The organism is Pseudomonas sp. 8209 (assembly GCF_028682105.1).
Taxonomy (GTDB): domain Bacteria; phylum Pseudomonadota; class Gammaproteobacteria; order Pseudomonadales; family Pseudomonadaceae; genus Aquipseudomonas; species Aquipseudomonas palmensis.
In genome coordinates this window covers 362,668-388,049 of sequence record NZ_JANIAH010000002.1, presented here as the reverse complement: position 1 = coordinate 388,049, position 25,382 = coordinate 362,668, and the positions used below count along the sequence as shown (strand labels likewise).

Annotated in this window: 21 protein-coding genes; 11 read left to right on the top strand and 10 right to left on the bottom strand. The window is 64.2% G+C overall.

Annotation, left to right across the window (positions count from 1 at the left end; all coding sequences use genetic code 11):
• Positions 1 to 123: 123 nt before the first annotated feature.
• Positions 124 to 2,715, bottom strand: a complete 2,592-nt coding sequence (locus NP552_RS05440) for a glycosyltransferase (protein WP_043863241.1) — start codon at positions 2,713 to 2,715, stop codon at positions 124 to 126.
• 289 nt (positions 2,716 to 3,004) lie between these two features.
• On the opposite strand from NP552_RS05440, the gene tcdA reads away from it, so the two are divergent.
• Positions 3,005 to 3,829, top strand: coding sequence for a tRNA cyclic N6-threonylcarbamoyladenosine(37) synthase TcdA (tcdA, locus tag NP552_RS05435; protein ID WP_058541484.1), 825 nt, complete (start codon positions 3,005 to 3,007; stop codon positions 3,827 to 3,829).
• Here tcdA and NP552_RS05430 read toward each other — a convergent pair.
• The 5 genes from NP552_RS05430 to pncA form a co-directional block, all read right to left on the bottom strand.
• Entirely contained in the window at positions 3,808 to 4,218 is a 411-nt protein-coding gene (locus NP552_RS05430) for a SufE family protein (protein ID WP_078480074.1), read from the bottom strand. The genes tcdA and NP552_RS05430 overlap by 22 nt on opposite strands.
• A complete protein-coding gene (locus tag NP552_RS05425) occupies positions 4,215 to 5,420 on the bottom strand; it encodes a cysteine desulfurase (protein ID WP_054915006.1) in 1,206 nt (401 codons plus the stop codon). Before NP552_RS05425 ends, NP552_RS05430 begins: the two co-directional genes overlap by 4 nt.
• A 54-nt stretch (positions 5,421 to 5,474) precedes the next feature.
• On the bottom strand, positions 5,475 to 6,509 hold the full coding sequence (dapD, locus tag NP552_RS05420) for a 2,3,4,5-tetrahydropyridine-2,6-dicarboxylate N-succinyltransferase (RefSeq protein ID WP_274096534.1): 1,035 nt from the start codon (positions 6,507 to 6,509) through the stop codon (positions 5,475 to 5,477).
• A 39-nt stretch (positions 6,510 to 6,548) separates the two neighbouring features.
• Positions 6,549 to 6,896: an ArsC family reductase gene (locus tag NP552_RS05415; protein WP_043863246.1), complete on the bottom strand. Its 348-nt coding sequence runs from the start codon at positions 6,894 to 6,896 to the stop codon at positions 6,549 to 6,551.
• 68 nt (positions 6,897 to 6,964) lie between these two features.
• Entirely contained in the window at positions 6,965 to 7,654 is a 690-nt protein-coding gene (pncA, locus tag NP552_RS05410; RefSeq protein WP_274096533.1) for a bifunctional nicotinamidase/pyrazinamidase, read from the bottom strand.
• A gap of 158 nt (positions 7,655 to 7,812) precedes the next feature.
• On the opposite strand from pncA, the gene NP552_RS05405 reads away from it, so the two are divergent.
• Positions 7,813 to 9,459, top strand: coding sequence for a Na+/H+ antiporter (locus tag NP552_RS05405; protein WP_043863248.1), 1,647 nt, complete (start codon positions 7,813 to 7,815; stop codon positions 9,457 to 9,459).
• Between the two features lie 109 nt (positions 9,460 to 9,568).
• Here the strand turns inward: NP552_RS05405 and NP552_RS05400 are convergent, their stop codons facing one another.
• The 4 genes from NP552_RS05400 to map all read right to left on the bottom strand — a co-directional run bounded on the left by NP552_RS05400 (position 9,569) and on the right by map (position 15,129).
• Positions 9,569 to 10,312, bottom strand: coding sequence for a M12 family metallopeptidase (locus NP552_RS05400; RefSeq protein WP_052504292.1), 744 nt, complete (start codon positions 10,310 to 10,312; stop codon positions 9,569 to 9,571).
• Between the two features lie 94 nt (positions 10,313 to 10,406).
• Positions 10,407 to 11,600: a succinyldiaminopimelate transaminase gene (gene dapC, locus NP552_RS05395; RefSeq protein ID WP_274096532.1), complete on the bottom strand. Its 1,194-nt coding sequence runs from the start codon at positions 11,598 to 11,600 to the stop codon at positions 10,407 to 10,409.
• Between the two features lie 23 nt (positions 11,601 to 11,623).
• Positions 11,624 to 14,326 (bottom strand): [protein-PII] uridylyltransferase, encoded by a 2,703-nt coding sequence (locus NP552_RS05390; protein ID WP_043863250.1) that lies wholly within the window; start codon positions 14,324 to 14,326, stop codon positions 11,624 to 11,626.
• 20 nt (positions 14,327 to 14,346) lie between these two features.
• Positions 14,347 to 15,129, bottom strand: coding sequence for a type I methionyl aminopeptidase (map, locus tag NP552_RS05385; RefSeq protein WP_043863251.1), 783 nt, complete (start codon positions 15,127 to 15,129; stop codon positions 14,347 to 14,349).
• A 345-nt stretch (positions 15,130 to 15,474) separates the two neighbouring features.
• Here map and rpsB point away from each other — a divergent pair, with 345 nt between their 5' ends.
• The 9 genes from rpsB to bamA all read left to right on the top strand — a co-directional run bounded on the left by rpsB (position 15,475) and on the right by bamA (position 25,361).
• The gene (gene rpsB / locus NP552_RS05380; protein WP_043863252.1) at positions 15,475 to 16,215 is read left to right on the top strand and encodes a 30S ribosomal protein S2; all 741 of its coding nucleotides are present in this window, start codon (positions 15,475 to 15,477) and stop codon (positions 16,213 to 16,215) included.
• 193 nt (positions 16,216 to 16,408) lie between these two features.
• Positions 16,409 to 17,272 carry a translation elongation factor Ts gene (gene tsf / locus NP552_RS05375; protein WP_043863253.1) on the top strand — a complete coding sequence of 288 codons (864 nt, stop codon included), beginning with the start codon at positions 16,409 to 16,411 and terminating at the stop codon, positions 17,270 to 17,272.
• A gap of 182 nt (positions 17,273 to 17,454) precedes the next feature.
• Positions 17,455 to 18,198: a UMP kinase gene (gene pyrH, locus NP552_RS05370; protein WP_038614006.1), complete on the top strand. Its 744-nt coding sequence runs from the start codon at positions 17,455 to 17,457 to the stop codon at positions 18,196 to 18,198.
• On the top strand, positions 18,195 to 18,752 hold the full coding sequence (frr, locus tag NP552_RS05365; RefSeq protein ID WP_043863254.1) for a ribosome recycling factor: 558 nt from the start codon (positions 18,195 to 18,197) through the stop codon (positions 18,750 to 18,752). The genes pyrH and frr overlap by 4 nt, the downstream gene beginning before the upstream one ends.
• Positions 18,753 to 18,770: 18 nt before the next feature.
• Positions 18,771 to 19,526 (top strand): polyprenyl diphosphate synthase, encoded by a 756-nt coding sequence (gene uppS, locus NP552_RS05360; RefSeq protein WP_043863255.1) that lies wholly within the window; start codon positions 18,771 to 18,773, stop codon positions 19,524 to 19,526.
• Entirely contained in the window at positions 19,526 to 20,341 is an 816-nt protein-coding gene (locus NP552_RS05355) for a phosphatidate cytidylyltransferase (protein WP_054915002.1), read from the top strand. The genes uppS and NP552_RS05355 overlap by 1 nt, the downstream gene beginning before the upstream one ends.
• Positions 20,338 to 21,528 (top strand): 1-deoxy-D-xylulose-5-phosphate reductoisomerase, encoded by a 1,191-nt coding sequence (ispC, locus tag NP552_RS05350; RefSeq protein WP_210014266.1) that lies wholly within the window; start codon positions 20,338 to 20,340, stop codon positions 21,526 to 21,528. The genes NP552_RS05355 and ispC overlap by 4 nt, the downstream gene beginning before the upstream one ends.
• A gap of 57 nt (positions 21,529 to 21,585) precedes the next feature.
• Positions 21,586 to 22,938: an RIP metalloprotease RseP gene (gene rseP / locus NP552_RS05345; RefSeq protein ID WP_054915001.1), complete on the top strand. Its 1,353-nt coding sequence runs from the start codon at positions 21,586 to 21,588 to the stop codon at positions 22,936 to 22,938.
• A gap of 74 nt (positions 22,939 to 23,012) precedes the next feature.
• Entirely contained in the window at positions 23,013 to 25,361 is a 2,349-nt protein-coding gene (gene bamA, locus NP552_RS05340) for an outer membrane protein assembly factor BamA (protein ID WP_043863259.1), read from the top strand.
• Positions 25,362 to 25,382 lie beyond the last annotated feature (21 nt).

Below are 25,382 nucleotides of genomic sequence, written 5' to 3'. Positions count from 1 at the left end.
AAAAGTGCGGGGAAGGGACTGTGGATCTGTGCTGTCTGTGCGGGCCTATCGCGGGTCAAGCCCGCTCCCACAAGGTCCTGCGCAATCCCTGTGGGAGCGGGCTTGACCCGCGATGGCGGTTTATCAGGCGGCAGGTGCGGGCTGCGTGACATCCGCGGGCTTGGGCAGCGACGACAGCATGGCCATGATCAGCGCCGCCAGGTACGGCAGCGATTGCACCAGCAGCATGGTCACCCAGAAGCGCATGTCGTTGCTCGGCAGGCCCTGCACCAGGTAGATGCCCAGCGCCGCGCCCCACAGCAGCAGCATGATGAACAGCTCCTCGCGGGCCTCTGCCAGTGCCACCAGCAGCCCGTGGCTGTCGGCGTTCTTCGGCGTGCGGAAGAACGGAATGCTGCTGGTGAAGAACCCGTACAGCACCGCCTTGGCAATGGTGTGCGACAACGCCAGCCCTGCCAGCGCCGCCGAGAATGCGTCCTTGAGGTTGACCCCTACCGCGCGGCGGTACAGGAACACGATCTTGCCCACCTTGAACACGAACAGCGCCAGCGGCGGGATCGCGAAGATCAGCAGCGGCGGGTCGACCCGCTGCGGCACGATGATCATGGCCGCCGACCACAGCAGCGCACCCACGGTGAAGAAGATGTTCATGCCGTCGGCGATCCACGGCAGCCAGCCGGCCAGGAAGTGGTAGCGCTGGCCGCGGGTCAGCTGGGTGTCCTTGCCGCGCAGCAGGCTGGAGGTGTGACGCTTGATGATCTGTATCGCGCCGTAGGCCCAGCGAAAGCGCTGCTTCTTGAAGTCGATGAAGGTGTCGGGCATCAGGCCCTTGCCGTAGCTCTCGTGGGAATACGCTGCCGAGTAACCCTTCTCGAACACGCGCAGGCCCAGTTCGGCATCTTCGCAGATGCACCAGTCGGCCCAGCCGAGCTCTTCGAGCACCGAGCGCCGGGTCATGGTCATGGTGCCGTGCTGGATGATTGCGTCACGGTCGTTGCGGGTGACCATGCCGATATGGAAGAAGCCCTTGTACTCGGCGTAGCAGAGCTTCTTGAAGGTGCTTTCGTTCTGGTCGCGGTAGTCCTGCGGCGACTGCACCACGGCGATCTTGGGGTCGGCAAAGTGCGGCACCATATGCTTGAGCCAGTTGCGGTCGACACAATAGTCCGAGTCGATCACCGCGATCACTTCGGCGTCCTTGGCAGTGTGCGGGATCAGGTAGTTCAGCGCGCCACCCTTGAAGCCCGCCAGCGGTGCCACATGGAAGAACTTGAAGCGCTCGCCCAGCAGCTCGCAATGGGCCTTGAGCGGCTCCCACACGGCCGGGTCCTTGGTGTTGTTGTCGATGATCAGCACTTCGAAGTCCGGGTAGTCCAGCGCCGCGAGGGCATCGAGGGTCTGCTTGACCATCTCCGGGGGCTCGTTGTAGCACGGCACATGCACCGACACCTTGGGCCGATAGGCGCTGTCGGCCTCCACCGGCAGGAACAGCCGGCGGCGCTTGTGCGTCCATACCGCCTCGGCCAGTTCATGGGCCTCGGTCAGCAGCACGATGAACACCCCCAGCGCGCCGAGCGCCAGCAGGAAACCCACGGTGAGGCTGAACCAGGTGCTGTACTGCTGGCTGTAGTCATAGCCGATCCATACCAGCACCGAGCCGCACAGGAACGCGATGAAGGTCAGGAAGGTGCGCCCGCGCTGGCGCAGCGCCGAGCCGTCGATCAGCAGCAGGGTCAGCGACAGCATCGCCAGCACCACCGAGCCCACGGCCAGCACGCGCCACTGCGGAATGGCCACCACCGGGCCCTCGAAGTTGAATTTCTGCTGGCGCGCGGCATTGAACACGCCCCAGTAGGCGCCCACCGAACCTTCGTCACTGGCTTTCCAGGGCTGGTCGTAGGCTTCGATCACGAAGTAGTTGTAGCCCTGGCGGTTGAGCAGGTTGACCAGGCTGCGCAGGTAGATGGCCTGATCCGCCTGGGTGGCGTCGGCACCGCCGCGCATGCGGCCATTGCTGGGCCAGCCGACCTCGGACAGCAGCAGCGGCTTGCGCGGGAACAGTTGCTTGAGCTCGCGGGCGCGGTCGAGCACGAACTGCTCGGCCTGGCTCACCGGGATGAATTCCCAGTAGGGCAGGATGTGCGCGGCGATCAGGTCGGCGTGCCCGGCAAGCTCGGGGTTTTCCTTCCAGATGTGCCACTGTTCGCTGGTGGTGACCGGCACCTTCACTGCGGCGCGCACGCGGTCCATGTAGTCCATCAGGGCCTGGGGGGTGACCTCTTCGCGAAACAGCGCCTCGTTGCCGACCATCACCCGCACCACGCTGCGCGAGGTGTTGGCCAACTGGATGGCGGTCTCGATTTCGCGCTCGTTGCGTTCCAGGTCGGGGCTGATCCACACACCCAGGGTCACGCGCAGGCCGAACTCTTCGGCCAGACGCGGGATCAGCGCCTGGGTGCCTTCCACCGTATAGATGCGGATGCTGTCGGTCAGCTTGCTCAGTTGCTCGAGGTCTTCGCGCAGCTCGGCTTCGGTCGGGTACTGGCCCTTTTGCGGGCTTTCGCCCAGGCGAAAAGGCGAATACGAGAAGCCGGAGATCTGCTCCGGCCAGTCGGGGGCGGACACCGGGCGGTTGATCAGTGCCCAGAACCCGGTGAATAGCGCGGCAATCGCCATGACGACCACCAGGTTGATACCAAATTTACGCGATGACATAGATATTTCGGGTTCCGAAAAGTGGAACGGGCAAGCGCCGGCGGGCACGGATCCTACGCACCAGGCAGGTAGCGTGGTATAGGAAACGGGTGCATGTAGCGCTTGGATTTTCCTCAGATGCTGAAGTTCTGAAGCCCGTACAATTGCCGTCCAAAGCAGGGTTTGCACCGGTCATTAAAGCAGGGTTGGCGCCAGGTTTACCAATTCATGGCAATCAGTGCGTCGGTTGCGGGCTGTCATCCTGCGTTGTGGGGCCTATAATGCGCGCCGGTTTTTTCAGGGTTGGGCCATGAGTACAGAAGATCCACGCTTTGCCGGTGTTGCCCGGTTGTATGGCCAGCAGGGCTTGCAGCGCCTGCGCGAGGCGCATGTGGCGATCGTCGGCATCGGCGGTGTCGGCTCGTGGGCGGCCGAGGCCATGGCCCGCAGCGGCGTTGGCGAAATTTCGCTGTTCGACCTGGATGACGTGTGCGTGAGCAACACCAATCGCCAGTTGCATGCGCTGCAGGGCAACGTGGGCAAGCCCAAGGTCGAGGTGATGGCCGAGCGCCTGCGCGCAATCAACCCGGACTGCAAGGTGCACGCGGTGGTGGACTTCGTCACCCGCGACAACCTGGCCCAGACCATCACCGATCATATCGACTGCGTGATCGACTGCATCGACAGCGTGATGGCCAAGGCTGCGCTGATTGCCTGGTGCAAGCGGCGCAAGATCCAGGTGATCTGCACCGGCGGTGCGGGCGGGCAGCTCGACCCCACGCAGATCCAGGTGGCCGATCTCAACCGCACGGTCAACGACCCGCTGGCCTCCAAGGTGCGTTCGACGCTGCGCCGCGACCACGGGTTTTCGCGCAACGTGAGCCGCAACTACGGGGTGCCGTGCGTGTTCTCCACCGAGCAGTTGCGCTATCCGCTGCCCGATGGCGGTATCTGCCTGCAGAAGAGCTTCGTCGGGGACGGGGTCAAGCTCGACTGCTCGGGCGGTTTCGGCGCGGTGATGATGGTGACGGCGACCTTCGGCATGGTCGCTGCCAGCAAGGCCGTGGAGAAACTGGTGGGTGGCAAGCGCCGCCCGGCCGATCGCGTAGCGGCTCAGGCGCCGGCGGCGAGCTGAGCCATGCGCTGCAGCACGGCGTTCAGGCCGTTGCTGCGGGACGGCGAGAGCTGTCGGCCAAGGCCCAGGGCGGTGAACCAGGCGGGCAGGTCCAGCTGCTGCAGCTGGCTGCCGGTCAAGCCTTCGGCCCGCACCAGCAGCAGCGCCAGCAGGCCGCGCAGCAGCCGCGCATCGCTGGCGGCCTTGAAGTGCCAGCGACCTTCGACCTGCTCGGCCACCAGCCACACCTGACTTTCGCAACCGTGCACGCGGTTGGCCTCGCACTGCTGCGTCGCGTCCAGGGGGGCCAGGCGCTCGCCCCATTGCATCAGCAGGCGGGCGCGCTGCTCCCAGCCGGCAGCCTGTTCGAATACATCCAGCGCCTCGCGGGCGGCGTCGGGCAGGCTCATCGCAGCAGCTCCAGGGCCTGGTCCAGGGCGCTGAAGAAGCGCTCCAGGTCGTGGGAATCGTTGTACAGCGCCAGCGACACGCGGATCGCGCCGTCCAGGCCCAGGCTGTTGACCAGCGGCATGGCGCAGTGATGACCGGCGCGCACGGCGATGCCCTGTTCGGTCAGCAGGTGCGCAAGGTCGGCATTGTGCACGCCCTCGACCACGAAGCTGGCCAGGGCCAGTTGCGGCGCGCCCAGTATCCGCACCCCTTCACGATCGTTGAGGCCGCGCAGCAGATGGCGGTGCAGGGCGGCTTCATGTTCGACCACGCTGGTAGCGTCGAGGCTGGCCAGGTAATCCAGGCTGGCACCCAGCCCGATCACGCTGGCGATCGGCGGCGTGCCGGCCTCGAAACCCAGCGGGGCGGGGCGAAAGCTCGACTGCTGGTAGCCGGCCAGTTGCACCATCTCGCCGCCGAACTGCCAGTGACGCAGCAGGCCCAACGCCTCGCGGCGGCCATAGAGCACGCCAAGGCCGTCCGGGCCATACAGCTTGTGACTGGAAAACACATAGAAGTCGCAGCCCAGTTGCTGTACATCGTGACGCCCGTGCACCACGCCCTGGGCGCCATCGACCACGCTGAGGGCGCCCTGGGCGCGGGCGTGGTCGAGCAACGGTTGCAGCGGCTGCCAGGTGCCGAGCACATTCGACAACTGGCTCACCGCCAGCACGCGGGTACGCGGGCCGATCAGTTGCAGGGCCGCCTCCAGGTCGATATGCCCGTTGGCGTCGAGCGGCAGGATCACCAGCCTGAGGCCGCGGCGCTGGGCCAACTGCTGCCAGGGCAGCAGGTTGGCGTGGTGCTCCAGGGCGCTGACGGCGATCTCGTCGCCCGCCTCCAGGCGCCATTCCAGGCCATAGGCCAGCAGGTTGAGCGCCGAGGTGGCGCCATGGGTGAACACGATCTGCTGCGCATCGGCGGCATTGAGCCAGGCGGCGACTTTTTCGCGGCTGGCCTCGAAGGCCTGGGTGGCAAGTGCGCCAGGCAGGTGCTGGGCCCTGTGCACGTTGGCCGCACCCTGGGTGTAGTAGTGGCTCAGGGCGTCGAGCAGGTGCTGGGGTTTCTGCGTGGTGGCAGCGCTGTCCAGGTAGGTCTGGTGCTGGCGTTGCAGGGCGGCGATGGCAGGGAAGTCTGCGCGCCAGGGAGAGGGCTGGAACATGATGTGTAGGGCCTGATATCGGGTCTGGCAGAGGGCCAGACCCGATCGTACCACTTAGTTGTGGGCGTGCAGCGCTTCGTTCAGCTCGATGGCCGACTTGTGGGTCTTGCACTCGACCGCGCCGTTTAGCGAATTGCGGCGGAACAGCAGGTCGGTCTGGCCAGCCAGGTCGCGGGCCTTGACCACCTTGACCAGCTCGTTGTTCTCGTCGAGCAGGTTCACCTTGGTGCCGGCGGTGATGTACAGGCCGGCTTCGACGGTGTTGCGGTCGCCCAGCGGGATGCCGATACCGGCGTTGGCGCCGATCAGGCAGCCTTCGCCGACCTTGATGACGATGTTGCCGCCGCCCGACAGGGTGCCCATGGTGGAGCAGCCGCCGCCCAGGTCCGAACCCTTGCCGACGAACACGCCCGCCGAAACGCGGCCTTCGATCATGCCCGGGCCTTCGGTGCCGGCGTTAAAGTTGACGAAGCCTTCGTGCATGATGGTGGTGCCTTCGCCGATATAGGCACCCAGGCGCACGCGGGCGCTGTCGGCGATACGCACGCCGCTCGGCACCACGTAGTCGGTCATTTTCGGGAACTTGTCGACCGAGAATACTTCCAGCAGCTCGCCCTTGAGGCGGGCTTCGAGTTGCTGCTCGGCCAGTTCGGCCAGGTCGATGGCGCCCTGGCTGGTCCAGGCCACGTTCGGCAGCAGCGGGAAGATGCCGGCCAGGCTCAGGCCGTGGGGCTTGACCAGGCGGTGCGACAGCAGGTGCAGCTTGAGGTAGGCCTCAGGGGTGGAGCTCAGGGTGGCGTCTTCGGCCAGCAGTGTGGCCACCAGCGGCTTGTTGCTTTCGGCCAGGCGGGTCAGCAGTGCAGCCTGGGCGGCGTCGACGCCCTTGAGGGCCTCGGCCAGTTGCGCGGCCTGGGCGTTGCTGAACGCGATGGCCTGGTTGCCGCCTTCATAGCCCAGGATCGGGGCGACGGCTGCGACCAGCTCGGCGCTCGGGGCGAGCAGTGGCTGCGCGTAGAAGACTTCCAGCCAGGCGCCTTGACGGTTTTGAGTGCCGACGCCGAAGGCCAGGCTGAACAGTGAAGTGGACATGCGGTTACCTCTTGCGAAATTGAGTGAAGGCGTCGCGGTTCAGCGCAGGGCTGCCGCGTACAGGTCCGGTTTGAAACCGACCAGGGTCTTGCCGCCCAGGTCGAGCACCGGGCGCTTGATCATCGAGGGTTGTGCCAGCATCAGCTCGACGGCCTTGGCCTGGTCGAGGTCGGCCTTCTGCGCGTCATCGAGCTTGCGGAAGGTGGTGCCTGCGCGGTTGAGTACCACCTGCCAGCCGTGCTCGTCGCACCAGCGGTTCAGGTGGTCCCGGTCTATACCCTGGGTCTTGTAGTCGTGAAAGTCGTACTGGATGTGGTGTTCTTCAAGCCAGGTACGGGCTTTCTTCATCGTGTCACAGGCTTTGATGCCGAAGAGAATATAAGCCATTGAACGTTAAGGGCGCGCGGGTGTTCCCGCAGCCGCCCCGAAACTCCTCGAAGAATGGGTGGGCTGGATTATGCGACAACATCGGGCAGGGCGCCACGGCTGGCGCCGCCCAGTTGCCGCGCCTGAATGAACTGCACCCCGGCAGCCTGCATCTGTGCCATCGCCGCCGCGCAGGAGCCTGCGGTATCGATGGCGCGGCAGGCGTCCAGCACCACATAGGTGGCGAACCCTTTGCGGCGTGCGTGCAGTGCCGTCCAGGCCACGCAGAAGTCCAGGGCCAGGCCGCACAGGAACAGCGTGTCGATGCAGCGCTCGCGCAGGTTGCCGGCCAGGCCGGTGGGTGTGGTCTGGTCGGCTTCGGTGAACGCCGAGTAGCTGTCGACCTGGCGGTTGCCGCCCTTGCGCACGATCAGCTGTGCGTGGGCAATGTTCAGGTCCGGGTGAAACTGTGCGCCGGGGCTCCCTTGAATGCAGTGGTCGGGCCAGAGTGTCTGCGGCCCGTATGACAGTTCGATGACCTCGAACGGATTCTTGCCCGGGTGGCTCGAGGCGAACGAGGCGTGCCCGGCCGGGTGCCAGTCCTGGGCCAGCACCACGCGCTCGAACTGGCGGCCGAGCTGGTTGACCAGCGGCACGATCTCGTCGCCACCGGGCACCGCCAGGGCGCCGCCGGGGATGAAATCGTTTTGCACATCGATGACCAGCAGCGCACGGTTGGGGCTATCGTGGGTCAATAGGGTCGACGCGGGGGTGATCATGCGAGGCTCCTCTTTTGTAGCATTGTGTTACAGATTGCCGGCGGGTCTGCGACTTAGGTGGAGCGGTTGTGTTCATGCAGATCCCGGTAACATGTTGTTTCAATGGCATAACCCTGGCCGTTGAGCGTATTTGAAACTGAACAGGAAAAACACGCCGTATGCAGTCAGCCTATACCGTTCTCATCCTGCTGATGCTGGTCAGTGTCTCGAAACTGGTGGGGCGATTGATCCCGCTGCCACTGCCGCTGGTGCAGATTGGTGCCGGTGCGCTGCTGGCCTGGCCGACCCTGGGCCTGCACGTGGCCCTGGACCCTGAGCTGTTTCTGTTCCTGTTCTTGCCCCCGTTGCTGTTCTCCGATGGCTGGCGCATGCCCAAGCGCGAGTTCTGGCGCCTGCGCGGGCCGATCCTGACCCTGGCGGTGGGGCTGGTGCTGTTCACGGTGGTGGGGGCCGGCTATTTCATCCACTGGATCCTGCCGAGCATACCGCTGCCGGTGGCCTTTGCCCTGGCCGCCGTGCTGTCGCCCACCGACGCGGTGGCGGTGTCGGCAATCAGTCAGGATCGCCTGCCCACCCCGTTGATGCACATGCTGCAGGGTGAGGCGCTGATGAACGATGCCTCGGGCCTGGTGACGTTCAAGTTTGCGCTGGTGGCGGCGATCACCGGGGTGTTCTCGCTGGCCGAGGCCAGTGTGACCTTCGTGCTGGTGGCCGTGGGTGGCCTGGCCATCGGCGTGGCGCTGAGCTGGTTGGTGGGGCGCCTGCGGGTGTGGATGATCGCGCGCGGCTGGGACGACCCGGCCACCCACGTGGTGTTCATGCTGTTGCTGCCGTTCGCCGCCTATGTGCTGGCCGAGCGCCTGGGCGCCTCGGGCATTCTCTCGGCGGTGGCGGCGGGCATGATGCAGAGCTGGCTTGACCTGCTGCCGCGCCAGACCAGCACGCGCCTGCTCAACCGCAGTGTGTGGTCGCTGCTGGAGTTCGCCTTCAACGGCCTGATCTTCCTGCTGCTGGGCCTGCAACTGCCCGATATCGCCAAGGCGGTGACCAGCCATGAGGCATCGCTGTGGCCAACCCTGCTGTACCGCTGCCTGGATGTGGTGGCGATCTTCCTGGTGTTGCTGGCGCTGCGGTTCATCTGGGTGCAGAGCATCTGGCGCCTGATCGGGGTGATCCGGCGCTGGCGCGGCAAGGAAGACCTGGTGCTGGTGCCCAACGCGCGTTCGTGCTGGCTGCTGACCGTGGGCGGCGTGCGCGGGGCGGTGACCCTGGCGGGCGTGATGTCGGTGCCGCTGCTGATCGGCGCGGGCAAGGCGTTCCCCGAACGCGACCTGCTGATCTTCATTGCCGCAGGGGTGATTCTGCTGTCGCTGGTATCGGCCTGCATTGCCTTGCCGTTGCTGCTGCGCGGGGTGGAGAAGAGCCCCGACGATACCCTGCGCCAGGAGGCGCGCGAGGCCTGGCGGCGCACCGCCGAGGCGGCGATCCATGCGTTGGAGGCCGAGGAACTGGTGGAGCCCGGCGCGCCCCAGGATGCCTCCCAGGCCGCACTGGCCGCCGAGTTGAAGGCGCGCCTGATGGCCGAGTACCGGCAGCAACTGGACGTGTTCAACGACAGTGCCGAGGCCCAGGCGCTGGCCGCGCAGATGGATCAGCTGGAGCGACGCCTGCGCCTGCGGGCGCTGCGGGCGCAGCGCCTGGAGCTGTACAGCCTGCACCGCCAGCACCAGATCGGTGATGACGTGGTGCGCCAGGTGCTGGGTGAGCTGGACATGAGCGAGGCCAACCTGGGGCCGGTCAAGTGAAGTGCTCGGGGTCGCATGGCGGCCCCGCGCTGGGGGTCAGTCGCGCGGACAGGTCAGGCGCATGCTGGCGCCCAGGTCTCGCCCGCTGCCGGGCTGGGCGGGGTGTACTTCACGGGTGTACCGGGGTGAAGGGGTAGGCCTTGCCCGCCAGCGCCTTGTCGCCGTCACTGAGCTGCGCCGAGCCGGTGAAAGCCACATTGTTCAGGGTGAAGGTGGCCGGAATCGGGTAGTGCATGACCGAACCCGGGTCGTAGGCGTTGTGCAATGCCTGCGTGCGTTCGATCCTGTTGAGGAAGTTTTCAGCAATCTCTTCCATGGGCATGCCGACCTGTTCGGCGTATTCCAGCAGCTTGGCCAGGTTCCACTGGATGTCCGCATCCGGGTGCTGATGCTCATGGTCCAGGCCCAGCGCGTGCCCGAACTCATGCAGCACGCTGCGCTGGAACTGCTCATCGCCAGGCCAGTCGCTGAGGGTCATGGTGCTGTCTTCGCGGAGCAAGGCGTCGGTACCGACCAGTGAATGGTTGATCCCCGTGCCGCTTGGCTTCATCTCGATCCTGATCTGTGCCTCGGCCCAGTCGGCGGTGCGCTGGAACTTGAGGTTGGCGTACGCCAGCCATTGGCAGGCAACCTCGAAGATGCTCTGTTGCGTCTGTTCCGGTACGTCGGCCGCGAAGGCGATGAGCAGGGTGCGGCCCGGCGCCCACAGGCGGCTGTGGTAGGCAACGCCGCGTTTCTGACGACCCGAGCGCGAGGGCTGCGGGGCGTTGAGCGGGTTTTCTTTCAGGGCTGTTTCGTAGGATTGCTGCTGATCGGCCACCTGGGTGACCTTGCACAAGGTTGGTATGTCCATGCTGGAGCTCCTGTTGAGTGGAGCTCCATGATTGGCGGGCCGACCGGGCCTTGGGCGTTACTTATCTATCGGTCGGCCGACCAGGCGTACCGGCTCAGCCTTCGACGAATGCGCGGATGCGCTGGGCCGCCTCGACACATTCGGCAAGCGGGGCCACCAGCGCCAGGCGCACGCGTCCGGCCCCCGGATTGAAGCCCTCCACCTCGCGAGACAGGTACGAGCCCGGCACCACGGTCACGTGCTGCTGTTCGAACAGGTCGCGGCAGAACTGCGCGTCATCGCCGGGGACCTTCGGCCACAGGTAGAAACCGCCGTCGGGCTTCTGTACATCCATTACCGGGGCCAGCACCTGCAGCACGGCGTCGAACTTCTCGCGATACAGGTCGCGGTTCTCCAGGACATGCGCCTCGTCGTTCCAGGCGGCGACGCTCGCCAGCTGGGTCTGTACCGGCATCGCGCAACCGTGATAGGTGCGGTAGAGCAAAAAGGCCTTGAGAATCTCGGCATCGCCGGCCACGAAGCCCGAACGCAGGCCTGGCAGGTTGGAGCGCTTGGACAGGCTGTGGAACACCACGCAGCGCTTGAAGTCGCTGCGGCCAAGTTCCACGCAGGCGCTGAGCAGGCCGGGTGGCGGGGCCTGCTCGTCGAAGTACAGCTCGCTGTAGCACTCGTCGGCGGCGATCACGAAGTCGTGCTCGTCGGCCAGTGCGATGAGTTTTTTCAGGGTGTCCAGCGGCACCAGTGCACCAGTCGGGTTGCCTGGCGAGCACAGGAACAGGATCTGGCAACGCTGCCAGATCTCGGCTGGCACCGCGTCGAAGTCCGGGTTGAAGCCGTTGCTGTCCAGGCACGGCAGGTAGTGCGGCTGGGCGCCGGCGAGCAACGCGGCACCTTCGTAGATCTGGTAGAACGGGTTGGGGCTGACGATCAGCGCGTCCTCACCACGGCTGACCACAGCCTGGGTGAAGGCGAACAGCGCCTCGCGGGTGCCGTTGACGGGCAGCACGTGCTGTGCAGCATTCAGCCAGCCGGCCGGTACACCGAAGCGGCGCTCGCTCCAGTGCACGATGCTTTCGCGTAGCGCGGGCAGGCCCAGGGTGGTGGGGTACACCGCCATCTTGTCGAGGTTGTCGGCCAGCGCCTTGGCCACGAATGCCGGCGAGGCGTGCTTGGGCTCGCCGATCGACAGGGCGATGGCGCGCTTGTCTGCGGCCGGCGTCACGCCATCGAGCAGGGCACGCAGTTTCTCGAACGGGTAGGGCTGAAGCTGGTTCAAAGCGTTGTTCATTGGCGCTGGGTCTCGTCAATCGGTCAAAGGGTGAGGCGGGTCATCTCGACGCCGGTGGCCTGGTCGACGCGCAACTGCTCGACGATCTCGGCCTGCAGGCGGCGGCACAGTTCAGGGTCGGACAGCGGCTGGTTGTCGGCGTCGGTAATGAAGAACACGTCTTCCACCCGCTCGCCCAGGGTGGCGATCTTGGCGTTCTGCAGCGACAGGTCGAACTCCAGGAAGATCTTGCCGATGCGTGCCAGCAGGCCCGGGCGGTCCGGGGCGCTGAGCTCGAGGATGGTCACCGGGCGCTGGGCATCGTTGAGGATGGTCACCTGGGGCGCGAAGGTGAAGTGCTTGAGCTGGCGCGGTACCCGACGCTGGATGATGGTGGGGTAGTCGTCGGGGTTGCGCAGGGCTTCGGTGAGGCCTTCACGGATTTCCTTGACGCGCTGCGGGTTGTCGCCGATCGAGCCGCCGTCGTTGTCGAGCACGATGTAGGTGTCGAGGGTGAACTGGCTGCTGGAGGTGATGATGCGTGCGTCGTGGATGTTCAGGTTGAGCTGGTCCATCGCGGCCACGGTCACGGCGAAGAAGTCGTGCTGGTCGGGGGCATAGATGAAGATCTGCGTACCGCCCTCGAACTCGCGCTGGGTGGTCTCCTTGATCAGCACCAGCGGGCCGCCGTCGGCCGGTTGCTGCAGGATCGCGTCGGAGTGCCAGGCCACGTCCGCGGCGGTGTGGCGCAGGAAGTAGTCATCGCCCAGTTGCGACCACAGTTGTTCGACGTCGTCCGGGTCGGTGCCTTCGCGTACCAGGATGTCCAGAGCTGCGCTCTGGGTCTGGCGGATCTGCTCTTCGCGTTCCAGCGGGTTTTCCAGGCCGCGGCGCAGGGCCCGCTTGGTTTCGGTGTAGAGCTGGCGCAACAGGCTGGCGCGCCAGGAGTTCCACAGGCTCGGGTTGGTGGCGTTGATGTCGGCCACGGTGAGCACATAGAGGTAGTCCAGGTGCACCAGGTCGCCGACCAGCTGGGCGAAGTCGTGGATCACCTGCGGGTCGGAGAGGTCCTTGCGCTGGGCAGTGGTCGACATCACCAGGTGGTTCTGCACCAGCCACACGATCAACCGGCTGTCCCAGGCGGGCAACTGGTGGCGGCTGCAGAATGCCTGGGCGTCCACCGCACCGATCTCGGAATGGTCGCCCTGACGCCCCTTGCCGATGTCGTGGTACAGGCCGGCGAGGTAGATCAGCTCGGGCTTGGGCAGGCGCCCCATGAGCTTGCTGGCCAGCGGGAATTTCTCGGACACGGGGGTGTACTGCAGTTTGCGCAGGTGCTTGATCAGGTTCAGGGTGTGCGCATCGACCGTATAGATGTGGAACAGGTCGTGCTGCATCTGCCCCACGATCAGGCCGAACTCGGGCAGGTAGCGCCCCAGGATGCCGTAGCGGTTCATGCGGCGCAGGTTGCGGTGGATGCCGATCTCGCACTTGAACAGCTCGATGAACAGGCTGGTATTGCGGATATCGTTGCGGAACTCGTCGTCGATCAGGTGCCGGTGCTCGCGCAGCAGGCGGATGGTATCGGCACGCACGCCCTTGATTTCGGGGTGCTGGGCCATCAGCACGAAGATCTCGAGCATGGCGAACGGGGTGCGCTTGAACACGTTGCTGCGCACCGCCTCGATGTAGCCGTCATGCAGCTGGAAGCGCGGGTTCAGCGGCTGGGTGCTGCTGGCGCTGTCATCGGCGAGGATGACTTCCTCGAAGTGCTGGATGATCAGGTCGCTGAGCTCGGCGATGCTCATCACCACCCGGTAGTACTGCTGCATGAACTGTTCGATGGCGCGCTTGGGGTTGTCATCGGTAAAGCCCAGCAACGCGGCGATGCTGCGCTGGTGGTCGAACAGCAGGCGGTCTTCGGCGCGCCCGGCGAGCATGTGCAGGGCGTAGCGCACCTTCCACAGAAACTCCTGTGACGAGGCCAGCAGGTTGTTCTCGCTCTCCAGCAGGAAGCCTTCGCCGGCCAGCGCATGCAGGTTGAGCGTACCGTACTGGCGGCGCGCTACCCAGAGCACGGTCTGGATGTCGCGCAGGCCACCGGGGGAGCCCTTGACGTTGGGTTCCAGGTTGTACTCGGTGTCGTTGTACTTGTGGTGGCGCGCCTTCTGCTCGGCGCGCTTGGCCAGGAAGAATTCCTTGCTCGGCCACATGTGCGCCGTGCTGGTGACCTCGAGCATGCGCTGGCGCAGGTGTTCGGGGCCGCAGATGGTGCGGCTTTCCATCAGGTTGGTGACCACCGTGAGGTCGGCGCGCGCCTGTTCGGCGCATTCGTCCACCGAGCGCACGCTCTGGCCGACTTCCAGGCCAATGTCCCAGAGCAGGGTGAGGAAGCGCTCGATCGAGTCGCGAAACACCTCGTGGTCGGCGTCATCGAGCAGGATCAGCAGGTCGATGTCGGAGTAGGGGTGCAGCTCGCCGCGCCCGTAGCCGCCGGTGGCGATCAGGGCGATGTCGGCGGCTTCGCTCCAGCTGAACTGGTTCCATGCCTGTTGCAGGATGTTGTCGACGAACCAGGCGCGGTCCTCGATCAGTCGGCGGATCTCGCGGCCGCTGCGAAAGCGCCCGTCGAGCACCTCGCCGGCCTGGCGGATGGCTTTCTTGAAGGCCGCTATGGGGCTGGCCTTGAGGGCCAGTTCCGCCTGGAACTGGCCGCGGTCGAACAGCTCGGGGTCCACCTGGGGCATCGATGACGTTCCTGTGAGGGTCAGGCCGAAGTGCGCGGGATCGTGTCGTCCTTGCGCAGGGTGAAGATCTCGTAGCCGGTGGCGGTGACCACCAGGGTGTGTTCCCACTGCGCCGAGAGCTTGCGGTCCTTGGTGATGGCGGTCCAGCCGTCGCCCAGCACCTTGGTGTCGGCCTTGCCCTGGTTGATCATCGGCTCGATGGTGAAGGTCATGCCTTCCTTGAGTTCCATGCCGGTACCGGCGCGGCCGTAGTGCAGGATCTGCGGCTCTTCATGGAACACCTTGCCGATGCCGTGGCCGCAGAACTCGCGCACCACCGAGAAGCCGTTCTTTTCGGCGTGCTTCTGGATCACTTCGCCGATGTCGCCCAGGCGGCAGCCCGGCTTGACCAGCTCGATGGCCTTGTACATGCACTCCTGGGTGACCTGGGACAGGCGCTCGGCCCATACCGGCACGGTGCCGACGTGGAACATGCGGCTGGTGTCGCCGTGGTAGCCGTCCTTGATCACGGTCACGTCGATGTTCAGCGTGTCGCCATCCTTGAGCGGCTTGTCGCCCGGGATGCCGTGGCACACCACGTGGTTGACCGAGGTGCAGATCGACTTGGGGAAGCCCTTGTAGTTCAGGGGCGCGGGGATGGCCTGCTGCACGTTGACGATGTAGTCGTGGCACAGGCGGTCGAGTTCCTCGGTGGTGACACCGGGCTTGACGTGTTCTTCGATCATCTCCAGGACTTCGGCGGCCAGGCGGCCGGCGACGCGCATCTTTTCGATGTCTTCGGCGGTTTTGATAGTGACGGTCATTGCAGGCTCTCTACGGCGCGCGCAGGCGCAAATGAAACGGGAAAGGCGTGATTCTAACAGAGCGAGGCGGCGGGCTGGGGCCTGGGCTGCGGGGCATTGCCTACTATTTATGTTGATTGCATCGGTCGCTGCGTGAGCAGGGCGGGTGCAACCCTCGGGTGTCGTCTGTTTTTTCGGTTTCGCTCGGCTCACTTGTGTGGTATAAAATGCGCCGCTTTCGGGGATAGCCCCGTCTGCTCAAACCCACACACGTGTCGACACGATGGCCTGGGTGCCCCTGACTTCGGTTTCGGGGTTGGTCATTGGGATACGTGGAGGCCCAACCCGACTTATCAAGGAACTATCATGTCCCAAGTCAACATGCGCGATATGCTGAAGGCCGGTGTGCACTTCGGTCACCAAACCCGTTACTGGAATCCGAAAATGGGCAAGTACATTTTCGGCGCGCGCAACAAGATCCACATCATCAACCTTGAAAAAACCCTGCCGATGTTTAACGAAGCACTGACCTTCGTAGAGCGCCTGGCCCAGGGCAAAAACAAGATTCTGTTCGTCGGCACCAAGCGTTCCGCTGGCAAGATCGTTGCTGAAGAAGCAGCACGTTGCGGTTCGCCGTACGTCGATCACCGCTGGTTGGGCGGCATGCTGACCAACTACAAGACCATCCGTGCTTCGATCAAGCGTCTGCGCGACCTGGAAACCCAGGCCGAAGATGGTACCTTCACCAAGCTGACCAAGAAAGAAGCGCTGATGCGCACCCGCGATCTGGAAAAACTGGACCGCAGCCTGGGTGGTATCAAGGACATGGGCGGCCTGCCTGATGCCCTGTTCGTGATCGACGTTGACCACGAGCGCATCGCTATCACCGAAGCCAACAAGCTGGGTATCCCGGTCATCGGCGTTGTCGATACCAACAGCAGCCCGGAAGGCGTTGACTACATCATCCCAGGCAACGATGACGCCATTCGCGCCATCCAGCTGTACATGGGTTCGATGGCTGACGCCGTTATCCGTGGTCGCAACAACGTTGCCGGCGGCACCGAAGTGTTCGCAGAAGAAGCAGCTGCACCGGCTGCCGAAGCCTGAGTAGCTGACGCTTAGCGTCGACTCGGCACGCAAAAAGGGGGCTTGGCCCCCTTTTTGCCACCTTGAAATCCTCTTGTCAGCGTCGCCGTTGCATCATTGCGAACTGCATGTGCTCTGGCAGTGGATTTCCAGAATTGAACGCCCGTCAGGTATCGGGTGGAATGGTTGAAAACCTATCCAAGAGGAATTTGAAATGGCAGCAATTACTGCAGCGCTGGTAAAAGAACTGCGCGAGCGTACCGGCGAAGGCATGATGGATTGCAAGAAAGCCCTGGAAAAGGCTGGCGGCGACATCGAAAAAGCCATTGACGACATGCGCGCTTCGGGTGCCATCAAGGCAGCCAAGAAAGCTGGCAACGTTGCCGCTGAAGGCGCCATCGCCATCAAGGCCGACGACAAGTCCGCTGTCCTGCTGGAAGTGAACTCGCAGACCGACTTCCTGGCCCTGCAAGACGACTTCAAGGCCTTCGTCGCCGAAAGCGTCGAGCAAGCCTTCGCTGAAAAACTGACCGACGCTGCGCCGCTGATCGCTGCGCGTGAAGCTGCTCGTGAAGCCCTGGTGGCCAAGGTTGGCGAAAACGTCAACATCCGTCGCCTGGTGCGCGTTGAAGGTGACGTTGTCGGTACCTACCTGCACGGCAACAAGATCGGTGTTGCAGTGGTCCTGAAGGGCGGCGACGTCCAACTGGCCAAAGAGATCGCCATGCACGTGGCGGCAAGCAACCCTGAGTTCCTGCTGCCGTCGGAAGTTTCGGCTGAAGCGATCGAGCGCGAAAAAGCCGTGTTCCTGCAGCTGAACGAAGAGAAGATCAAAGGCAAGCCTGAGAACATCGTCGAGAACATGGTCAAAGGCCGTATCTCGAAGTTCCTGGCCGAAGCCAGCCTGGTCGAGCAAGCCTTCGTCATGAACCCGGAAATCAAGGTCGGCGAACTGGCCAAGAAAGCCGGTGCCGAAATCGTTTCCTTCACCTACTTCAAGGTAGGCGAAGGCATCGAGAAGCCAGTCGACAACTTCGCTGAAGAAGTTGCTGCACAGCTGGCTGCTGCCAAGCAGTAAGACAGAGTCACCTCTGTCGCCCCAAAGAGGCTGCCCGCTCACGCGCGCAGCCTCTTTGTCAAAGCGGGGGCGGTTTACAACGCCGCCCTTTCGCTGGCGCAGTCGCTGCGCCACGCTACAGTTAGCAGGCTGAAAACAGCCCGCCCAGATTTTTTTTCAAAACGCCGCAGGAGAGATTCGCAATGGCTCAGCAGGGCAGTGGTTATCAAGCTCGCTATAAACGCATTCTACTCAAGCTTAGCGGCGAGGCCCTGATGGGCTCGGAAGAGTTCGGCATCGACCCCAAGGTGCTGGATCGCATGGCGCTGGAAGTCGGCCAGCTGGTCGGTATCGGTGTGCAGGTCGGCCTGGTGATCGGTGGCGGCAACCTGTTCCGTGGCGCGGCGCTCAGCGCAGCGGGCATGGACCGCGTTACCGGCGACCACATGGGCATGCTGGCCACGGTAATGAATGCGCTGGCCATGCGCGATGCGCTGGAGCGCGCCAACATCACCGCCATCGTCATGTCGGCGATCTCCATGGTAGGCGTGACCGATCACTATGATCGCCGCAAGGCCATGCGCCACCTGAACTCGAAAGAAGTGGTAATTTTCGCGGCCGGTACCGGCAACCCGTTCTTCACCACCGACTCCGCCGCCTGCCTGCGCGCCATCGAAATCGATGCCGACGTGGTATTGAAGGCAACCAAGGTCGATGGTGTATACACTGCAGACCCATTCAAAGACCCGCATGCCGAGAAGTTCGATCATCTTACCTACGATGAAGTGCTGGATCGCAAGCTGGGCGTGATGGACCTGACAGCTATCTGTCTGTGCCGAGACCACAAGATGCCGTTGCGCGTCTTCAACATGAACAAGCCTGGCGCCCTGCTGAACATCGTGCATGGTGGCGCTGAAGGGACCCTGATCGAGGAAGTTCAAAAATGATCAACGAAATCAAGAAAGACGCCCAAGCGCGTATGCAGAAATCCCTGGAGTCTCTGGCTTATGCGTTCGGCCAGATTCGTACCGGCAAGGCACACCCCAGCATCCTGGCAAGCGTGATGGTGCCTTACTACGGTACCGACACCCCGATCAGCGGCGTGGCCAACGTCACCGTGAAAGATTCGCGCACCCTGCAAGTCGTGGCGTTCGAGCGCAACATGCTCGCTGCCGTCGACAAGGCCATCCAGAGCGCCGGTTTGAATCTCAATCCGACCAACCTGGGTGAGCTGCTGCTGATCAGCATGCCAGCCCTGACCGAAGAAACCCGCAAGGGCTTCACCAAGCAGGCGCGCAGTGCAGCCGAAGACGCGCGCGTTGCTGTGCGCAACATTCGCCGCGATGCTCTGGGTGAGCTGAAGAAGCTGGTCAAGGACAAGGAAATCAGTGAAGACGAAGAGCGTCGCGCCATCGCTGATATCGACAAGCTGACCAAAGATACCGAGGCCCAGATCACCAAGGCCACCGAAGAGAAAGAAAAGGACCTGATGGCCGTTTAAGGGCCGGGACTTTTTTCAATGGAAAAGACCAAGCAGGGTGTGCCTCCATCGGTGCCGCGCCATGTCGCGATCATCATGGATGGAAATAATCGCTGGGCGAAGAAGCGCCTGTTGCCCGGCGTTGCCGGGCACAAGGCAGGCGTGGATGCGGTGCGCGCGGTCATCGAGGTGTGCGCCGAGGCCAAGGTCGAGGTCCTGACCCTGTTCGCGTTCTCCAGCGAGAACTGGCAGCGCCCGGCCGACGAGGTCGGTGCGCTGATGGAGCTGTTCTTCTCGGCGCTGCGTCGCGAGGCCAGGCGGCTCAACGAGAACAACATCAGCCTGCGCATCATCGGTGATCGCTCGCGCTTTCACCCTGAGTTGCAGGCTGCCATGCGCGAGGCCGAGGCGCTGACCGCAGGCAGCAATCGCTTCATCCTGCAGATCGCCGCCAACTACGGTGGTCAGTGGGATATCGCCCAGGCCGCCCAGCGCCTGGCGCGTGAAGTGCAGGCCGGGCATCTGCGCCCGGAAGACATCACCCCCGAGTTGCTGCAGCCGTGCCTGGCGACAGGCGATCTGCCGTTGCCCGACCTGTGCATCCGCACCGGTGGCGAGCACCGCATCAGCAACTTCCTGCTGTGGCAGCTGGCGTACGCCGAGCTGTATTTCTCCGACCTGTTCTGGCCGGACTTCAAACACGAGGCCATGCGCACTGCATTGGCCGATTTCGCTTCGCGCCAGCGCCGCTTCGGTAAAACCAGCGAGCAGGTCGAGGCTGGAGCCCGTGCTTAATGCTTAAACAACGCATCATCACTGCGCTGATTCTGTTGCCGATTGCCCTGTGCGGGTTTTTCCTGCTCGACGGGGCGAACTTTGCCTTGTTCATCGGCCTGGTGGTCACCCTTGGGGCCTGGGAATGGGCCCGCCTGGCCGGGCTGATCGCCCAGGGCCTGCGGGTTGCCTATGCCGTGGTGGTCGCCGGCCTGCTGATGCTGCTGCACCTGATGCCGGAGCTGGCACCCTGGGTGCTGGGCGTTTCGGTGCTGTGGTGGGCGCTGGCCACCTGGCTGGTGCTGACCTACCCGCGTACCAGCGAGCTGTGGGCCAGTGTGGCCTGCCGCCTGCTGATCGGCCTGCTGGTGCTGTTGCCGGCCTGGCAAGGCCTGGTGCTGATCAAGCACTGGCCCCTGGGCAACTGGCTGATCATGGCGGTGATGGTCCTGGTATGGGGTGCCGATATCGGCGCCTACTTCTCGGGCCGGGCCTTTGGCAAGCGCAAGCTGGCGCCGCAGGTCAGCCCCGGCAAGAGCTGGGAAGGTGTCTACGGTGGCCTGGCGCTGAGCCTGGTGATCACGGCGGTGGTGGGCGTGACCCGCGAGTGGAGCGCCGGCGAGCTGATCCTCGGTCTGTTCGGTGCCGCCGTCGTGGTACTGGTGTCGGTGGTCGGCGACCTGACCGAAAGCATGTTCAAGCGCCGTTCCGGGATCAAGGACAGCAGCAACCTGCTGCCGGGGCACGGTGGGGTACTGGATCGCATCGACAGCCTCACGGCTGCCATCCCGCTGTTTGCCGTGCTGCTGTGGGCCGCCAACTGGGGCGCGCTGTGAGCCGCCCGCAACGGATCACGGTGCTGGGCGCCACAGGTTCCATTGGCCTGAGCACACTGGACGTGATTGCCCGTCACCCCGAGCGCTACCAGGCCTATGCCCTGAGCGGCTATTCGCGCCTGGGCGAGCTGCTGGCCCTGTGCCTGCGCCATGCTCCGGTGTTTGCCGTGGTGCCGGGCGATGAGGCCGCGCAGCAGTTGCAGGCCGACCTGCGTGCTGCGGGGTCGAGTACCGAGGTACTGGTGGGCGAGCAGGGCCTGTGCCAGGTGGCGGCCGACCCGCAGGTGGATGCGGTGATGGCGGCCATCGTCGGTGCGGCGGGGTTGCGTCCGACCCTGGCCGCAGTGGAGGCGGGCAAGAAGGTGCTGCTGGCCAACAAGGAGGCGCTGGTGATGTCCGGCGCCCTGTTCATGCAGGCCGTGCAGCGCAGTGGTGCGGTACTGCTGCCGATCGACAGCGAGCACAACGCGATCTTCCAGTGCCTGCCCGGTGACTATGCCCGCGGCCTGGCCCAGGTGGGGGTGCGGCGCATCCTGCTGACCGCCTCCGGTGGTCCGTTTCGTGAAACGCCGCAGGCCGAGCTGGAGCACGTCACCCCGGAGCAGGCCTGTGCGCACCCGAACTGGTCCATGGGGCGCAAGATCTCCGTCGACTCGGCCAGCATGATGAACAAGGGCCTGGAGCTGATCGAGGCGTGCTGGCTGTTCGATGCCAAGCCTGCCCAGGTCGAGGTGGTGGTCCACCCGCAAAGCGTGATTCACTCGCTGGTCGACTACGTCGATGGTTCGGTGCTGGCACAGTTGGGCAACCCCGACATGCGCACGCCGATCGCCAACGCCCTGGCCTGGCCGCAGCGCATCGACTCGGGTGTGGCGCCGCTGGACCTGTTCGCCGTTGCCCGCCTGGATTTCCAGGCGCCGGACGAGCAGCGCTTTCCGTGTCTGCGTCTGGCGCGTGAAGCGGCGGACGCCGGCAACAGTGCCCCTGCGATGCTCAATGCGGCCAATGAAGTGGCCGTCGAGGCATTTCTTCAGCGGCGCATCCGCTTCCCGCAGATCCCGAGTATCATCGAGCACGTGCTCAACCAGGAAGCGGTCGTTGCCGTGCCGACGCTGGAGGCGGTGTTTGCAGCCGACCAGCGTGCACGCAGCCTGGCCGGGCACTGGTTGGATCGTCACGGGGTCTGAGGTGCGACGTCGCCACGGGTTGCGCCCGCTCCCGCTGAACGCTATTCGGAGAAAGACATGAGTGCGCTCTACATGATTATCGGCACCCTGGTCGCATTGGGCGTGCTGGTCACCTTTCACGAGTTCGGTCACTTCTGGGTGGCGCGGCGCTGCGGCGTCAAGGTTTTGCGGTTTTCCGTAGGGTTCGGCATGCCGCTGGTACGCTGGCATGACCGCCATGGCACCGAGTTCGTGGTGGCCGCCATTCCCCTGGGCGGCTACGTGAAGATGCTCGACGAGCGCGAAGGCGAAGTGCCTGCCGACCAGCTGGAGCAGTCATTCAACCGCAAGAGCGTGCGCCAGCGCATCGCTATCGTCGCGGCCGGCCCCATTGCCAACTTTCTGCTGGCCATCGTGTTCTTCTGGGCACTGGCCATGCTTGGCAGCCAGCAGGCGCGGCCGGTCATCGGCGCGGTCGAGGCTGGCAGCCTGGCGGCCGCCGCAGGCCTTAGCGCCGGCCAGGAGATTGTCGCGGTCGACGGCAAGCCGACCAACGGCTGGGCAGCGGTCAACCTGCAGCTGGTGCGCCGGCTGGGTGAAAGCGGTGCGCTGCAGGTCAGCGTGCGTGAAGAGGGTGCCAGCACCGACAGCAGCCATGTGCTCAAGCTCGATGCCTGGCTCAAGGGTGCCGACGAGCCCGACCCGATCCGCTCCCTGGGCATCCGCCCATGGCGCCCGGCGCTGGTGCCGGTGCTGGCCGAACTTGATCCCAAGGGGCCGGCCCAGGCCGCCGGTCTGAAAACCGGCGACCGCCTGCTGGCACTCGACGGCAAGGCGCTTGACGATTGGCAGCAGGTGGTGGACACCGTGCGCGGCCGTGCCGGCAGCCGCATCGTGCTGAGCGTGGCGCGTGACGGGGCGACGCTGGAGTTGCCGGTAACCCTCGCCAGCCGTGGCGAAGGCCAGAATGCCAGTGGTTACCTGGGGGCGGGCGTGGCGCCGGTGGAGTGGCCTGCGGCCATGTTGCGCGAGGTCAGTTATGGCCCGCTGCAGGGCCTGGGCGAGGGTGTTTCGCGCACCTGGAACATGAGCGTGCTGACCCTCGATTCGCTGAAGAAAATGCTGTTCGGCGAGCTCTCGGTAAAAAACTTGAGCGGACCGATAACCATTGCTAAAGTGGCGGGCGCTTCGGCCCAGTCCGGCGTTGGGGATTTCCTGAATTTCCTCGCCTACCTGAGCATTAGCCTGGGGGTTCTTAATTTGCTGCCCATTCCTGTACTGGATGGGGGGCATTTGCTGTTTTACCTGATCGAATGGGCGCGTGGTCGTCCGCTTTCGGATCGGGTGCAAGGTTGGGGGGTCCAGATCGGTATCAGTTTGGTAGTCGGGGTGATGTTGCTTGCCCTGATCAACGATTTGGGTCGACTGTAACGCTTCGCTCAATTGCGAACCTGCCGCGTCCCGCGGTGGGTCGTTTATTGCCAGTTGGAATAAGAAAGGACTTCATGAAACGTCTGCTGCTAACTGCGGTTCTCGCCGTACTGATGATCGCTGAAGTTCACGCCGAGTCCTTCACCATCTCCGATATTCGTGTCAATGGTCTGCAGCGGGTTTCCGCGGGCAGCGTGTTCGGCGCCTTGCCATTGAACGTTGGGGACGAGGCCGATGATCGGCGCCTGGTGGATTCCACCCGTGCGCTGTTCAAGACCGGCTTCTTCCAGGACATCCAACTGGGTCGCGACGGCAACGTCCTGATCATCACCGTGGTCGAGCGTCCTTCCGTCTCGAGCATCGAGATCGAAGGCAACAAGGCCATCAGCACCGAAGACCTGATGAAGGGTCTGAAGCAGTCGGGTCTGGCCGAAGGTGAAATCTTCCAGCGTGCCACCCTCGAAGGTGTGCGCAACGAGCTGCAGCGCCAGTACGTGGCCCAGGGCCGCTACTCGGCCGAGGTCGACGCCGAGGTGGTGCCGCAGCCGCGCAACCGCGTAGGTCTGAAAATCAAGATCAACGAAGGCACCGTCGCTGCCATCCAGCACATCAACGTGGTGGGCAACACCAAGTTCAGCGACGACGAGCTGGCCAGCCTGTTCGAACTCAAGACCACCAACTGGCTGTCGTTCTTCAAGAACGACGACAAGTATGCCCGCGAAAAACTGTCCGGCGACCTCGAGCGCCTGCGCTCCTACTACCTGGACCGCGGCTACATCAACATGGACATCGCCTCCACCCAGGTGTCGATCACCCCGGACAAGAAGCACGTCTACATCACCGTGAACGTCAACGAGGGCGAGAAGTACACCGTTCGTGACGTCAAGCTGTCCGGCGACCTGAAGGTGCCGGAAGACCAGGTCAAGGCACTGATGCTGGTGCAACCTGGCCAGGTGTTCTCGCGCAAGGTGATGACCACCACCTCCGAGCTGATCACCCGCCGCCTGGGCAACGAAGGCTATACCTTCGCCAACGTCAACGGCGTGCCGCAGCCTCACGATGACGACCACACCGTCGACATCACCTTCGTCGTCGACCCGGGCAAGCGTGCCTACGTCAACCGCATCAACTTCCGTGGCAACACCAAGTCCGAGGACGAAGTGCTGCGCCGCGAGATGCGCCAGATGGAAGGTGGCTGGGCATCGACCTACCTGATCGACCAGTCCAAGACCCGCCTCGAGCGCCTGGGCTTCTTCAAGGAAGCCAACGTCGAGACCCCGGCCGTACCGGGCACCGACGACCAGGTCGACGTGAACTACAGCGTCGAAGAGCAGGCATCGGGTTCGATCACCGCCAGCGTCGGTTTCGCGCAGAGCGCCGGCCTGATCCTGGGTGGTTCGATCAGCCAGAACAACTTCCTGGGTACCGGTAACAAGGTCTCCATCGGCCTGACCCGTTCCGAATACCAGAGCCGCTACAACTTCGGCTTCGTGGACCCCTACTGGACTGCCGATGGCGTGAGCCTTGGCTACAACGCCTTCTACCGCACCACCGACTACGACGACCTCGACGTCGACGTGGCCAGCTATGCGGTGGACAGCCTGGGTGCGGGCGTCAGCGTCGGCTACCCGATCAGCGAGACTTCGCGCCTGACCTTCGGCCTCACCGCCCAGCAGGACAAGATCAAGACCGGTCGCTACACCGTTGACGAGATCTTCGACTTCGTCAAAAAGGAAGGCGACAACTACCTGAACTTCAAGGCATCGGCCGGCTGGTCGGAGTCCACCCTGAACAAGGGCGTGCTGGCTACCCGTGGTCACTCCCAGAGCCTGGTGCTCGAGGCGACCACCCCGGGCAGCGACCTGTCGTTCTTCAAGCTTGACTACCGTGGCCAGCTGTTCAAGCCGATCAACAACGACTACACCCTGCGTCTGCACACCGAGCTGGGCTACGGCGACGGCTTCGGCGGCACCTCGGGCCTGCCGTTCTACGAGAACTACTACGCCGGTGGCTTCAACTCCGTGCGTGGCTTCAAGGACAGCAGCCTGGGCCCGCGCAGTACCCCGAGTAAAGGCAACAACCCTGGCACTGCGCGCGACCCGGACCAGGATCCACTGCCGTTCGGCGGCAACGTGCTGGTGCAGGGCGGCGTGGAACTGCTGTTCCCACTGCCGTTCGTCAAGGACCAGCGTTCGCTGCGCACCTCGGTTTTCTGGGACGTGGGTAACGTGTTCGACACCAACTGCGGCTCCAAGCCGGATTGCGAGAAGGTCGGCCTCAGCGGCCTGGCCAGCTCGGTCGGCCTGGGCGTGACCTGGATTACTGCACTGGGCCCGTTGAGCTTCAGCCTGGCGATGCCGGTCAAGAAGCCGGACGATGCCGATACCCAGGTGTTCCAATTCTCTCTGGGCCAGACCTTCTAAGGGTCTGCCCCGCGTAAACGA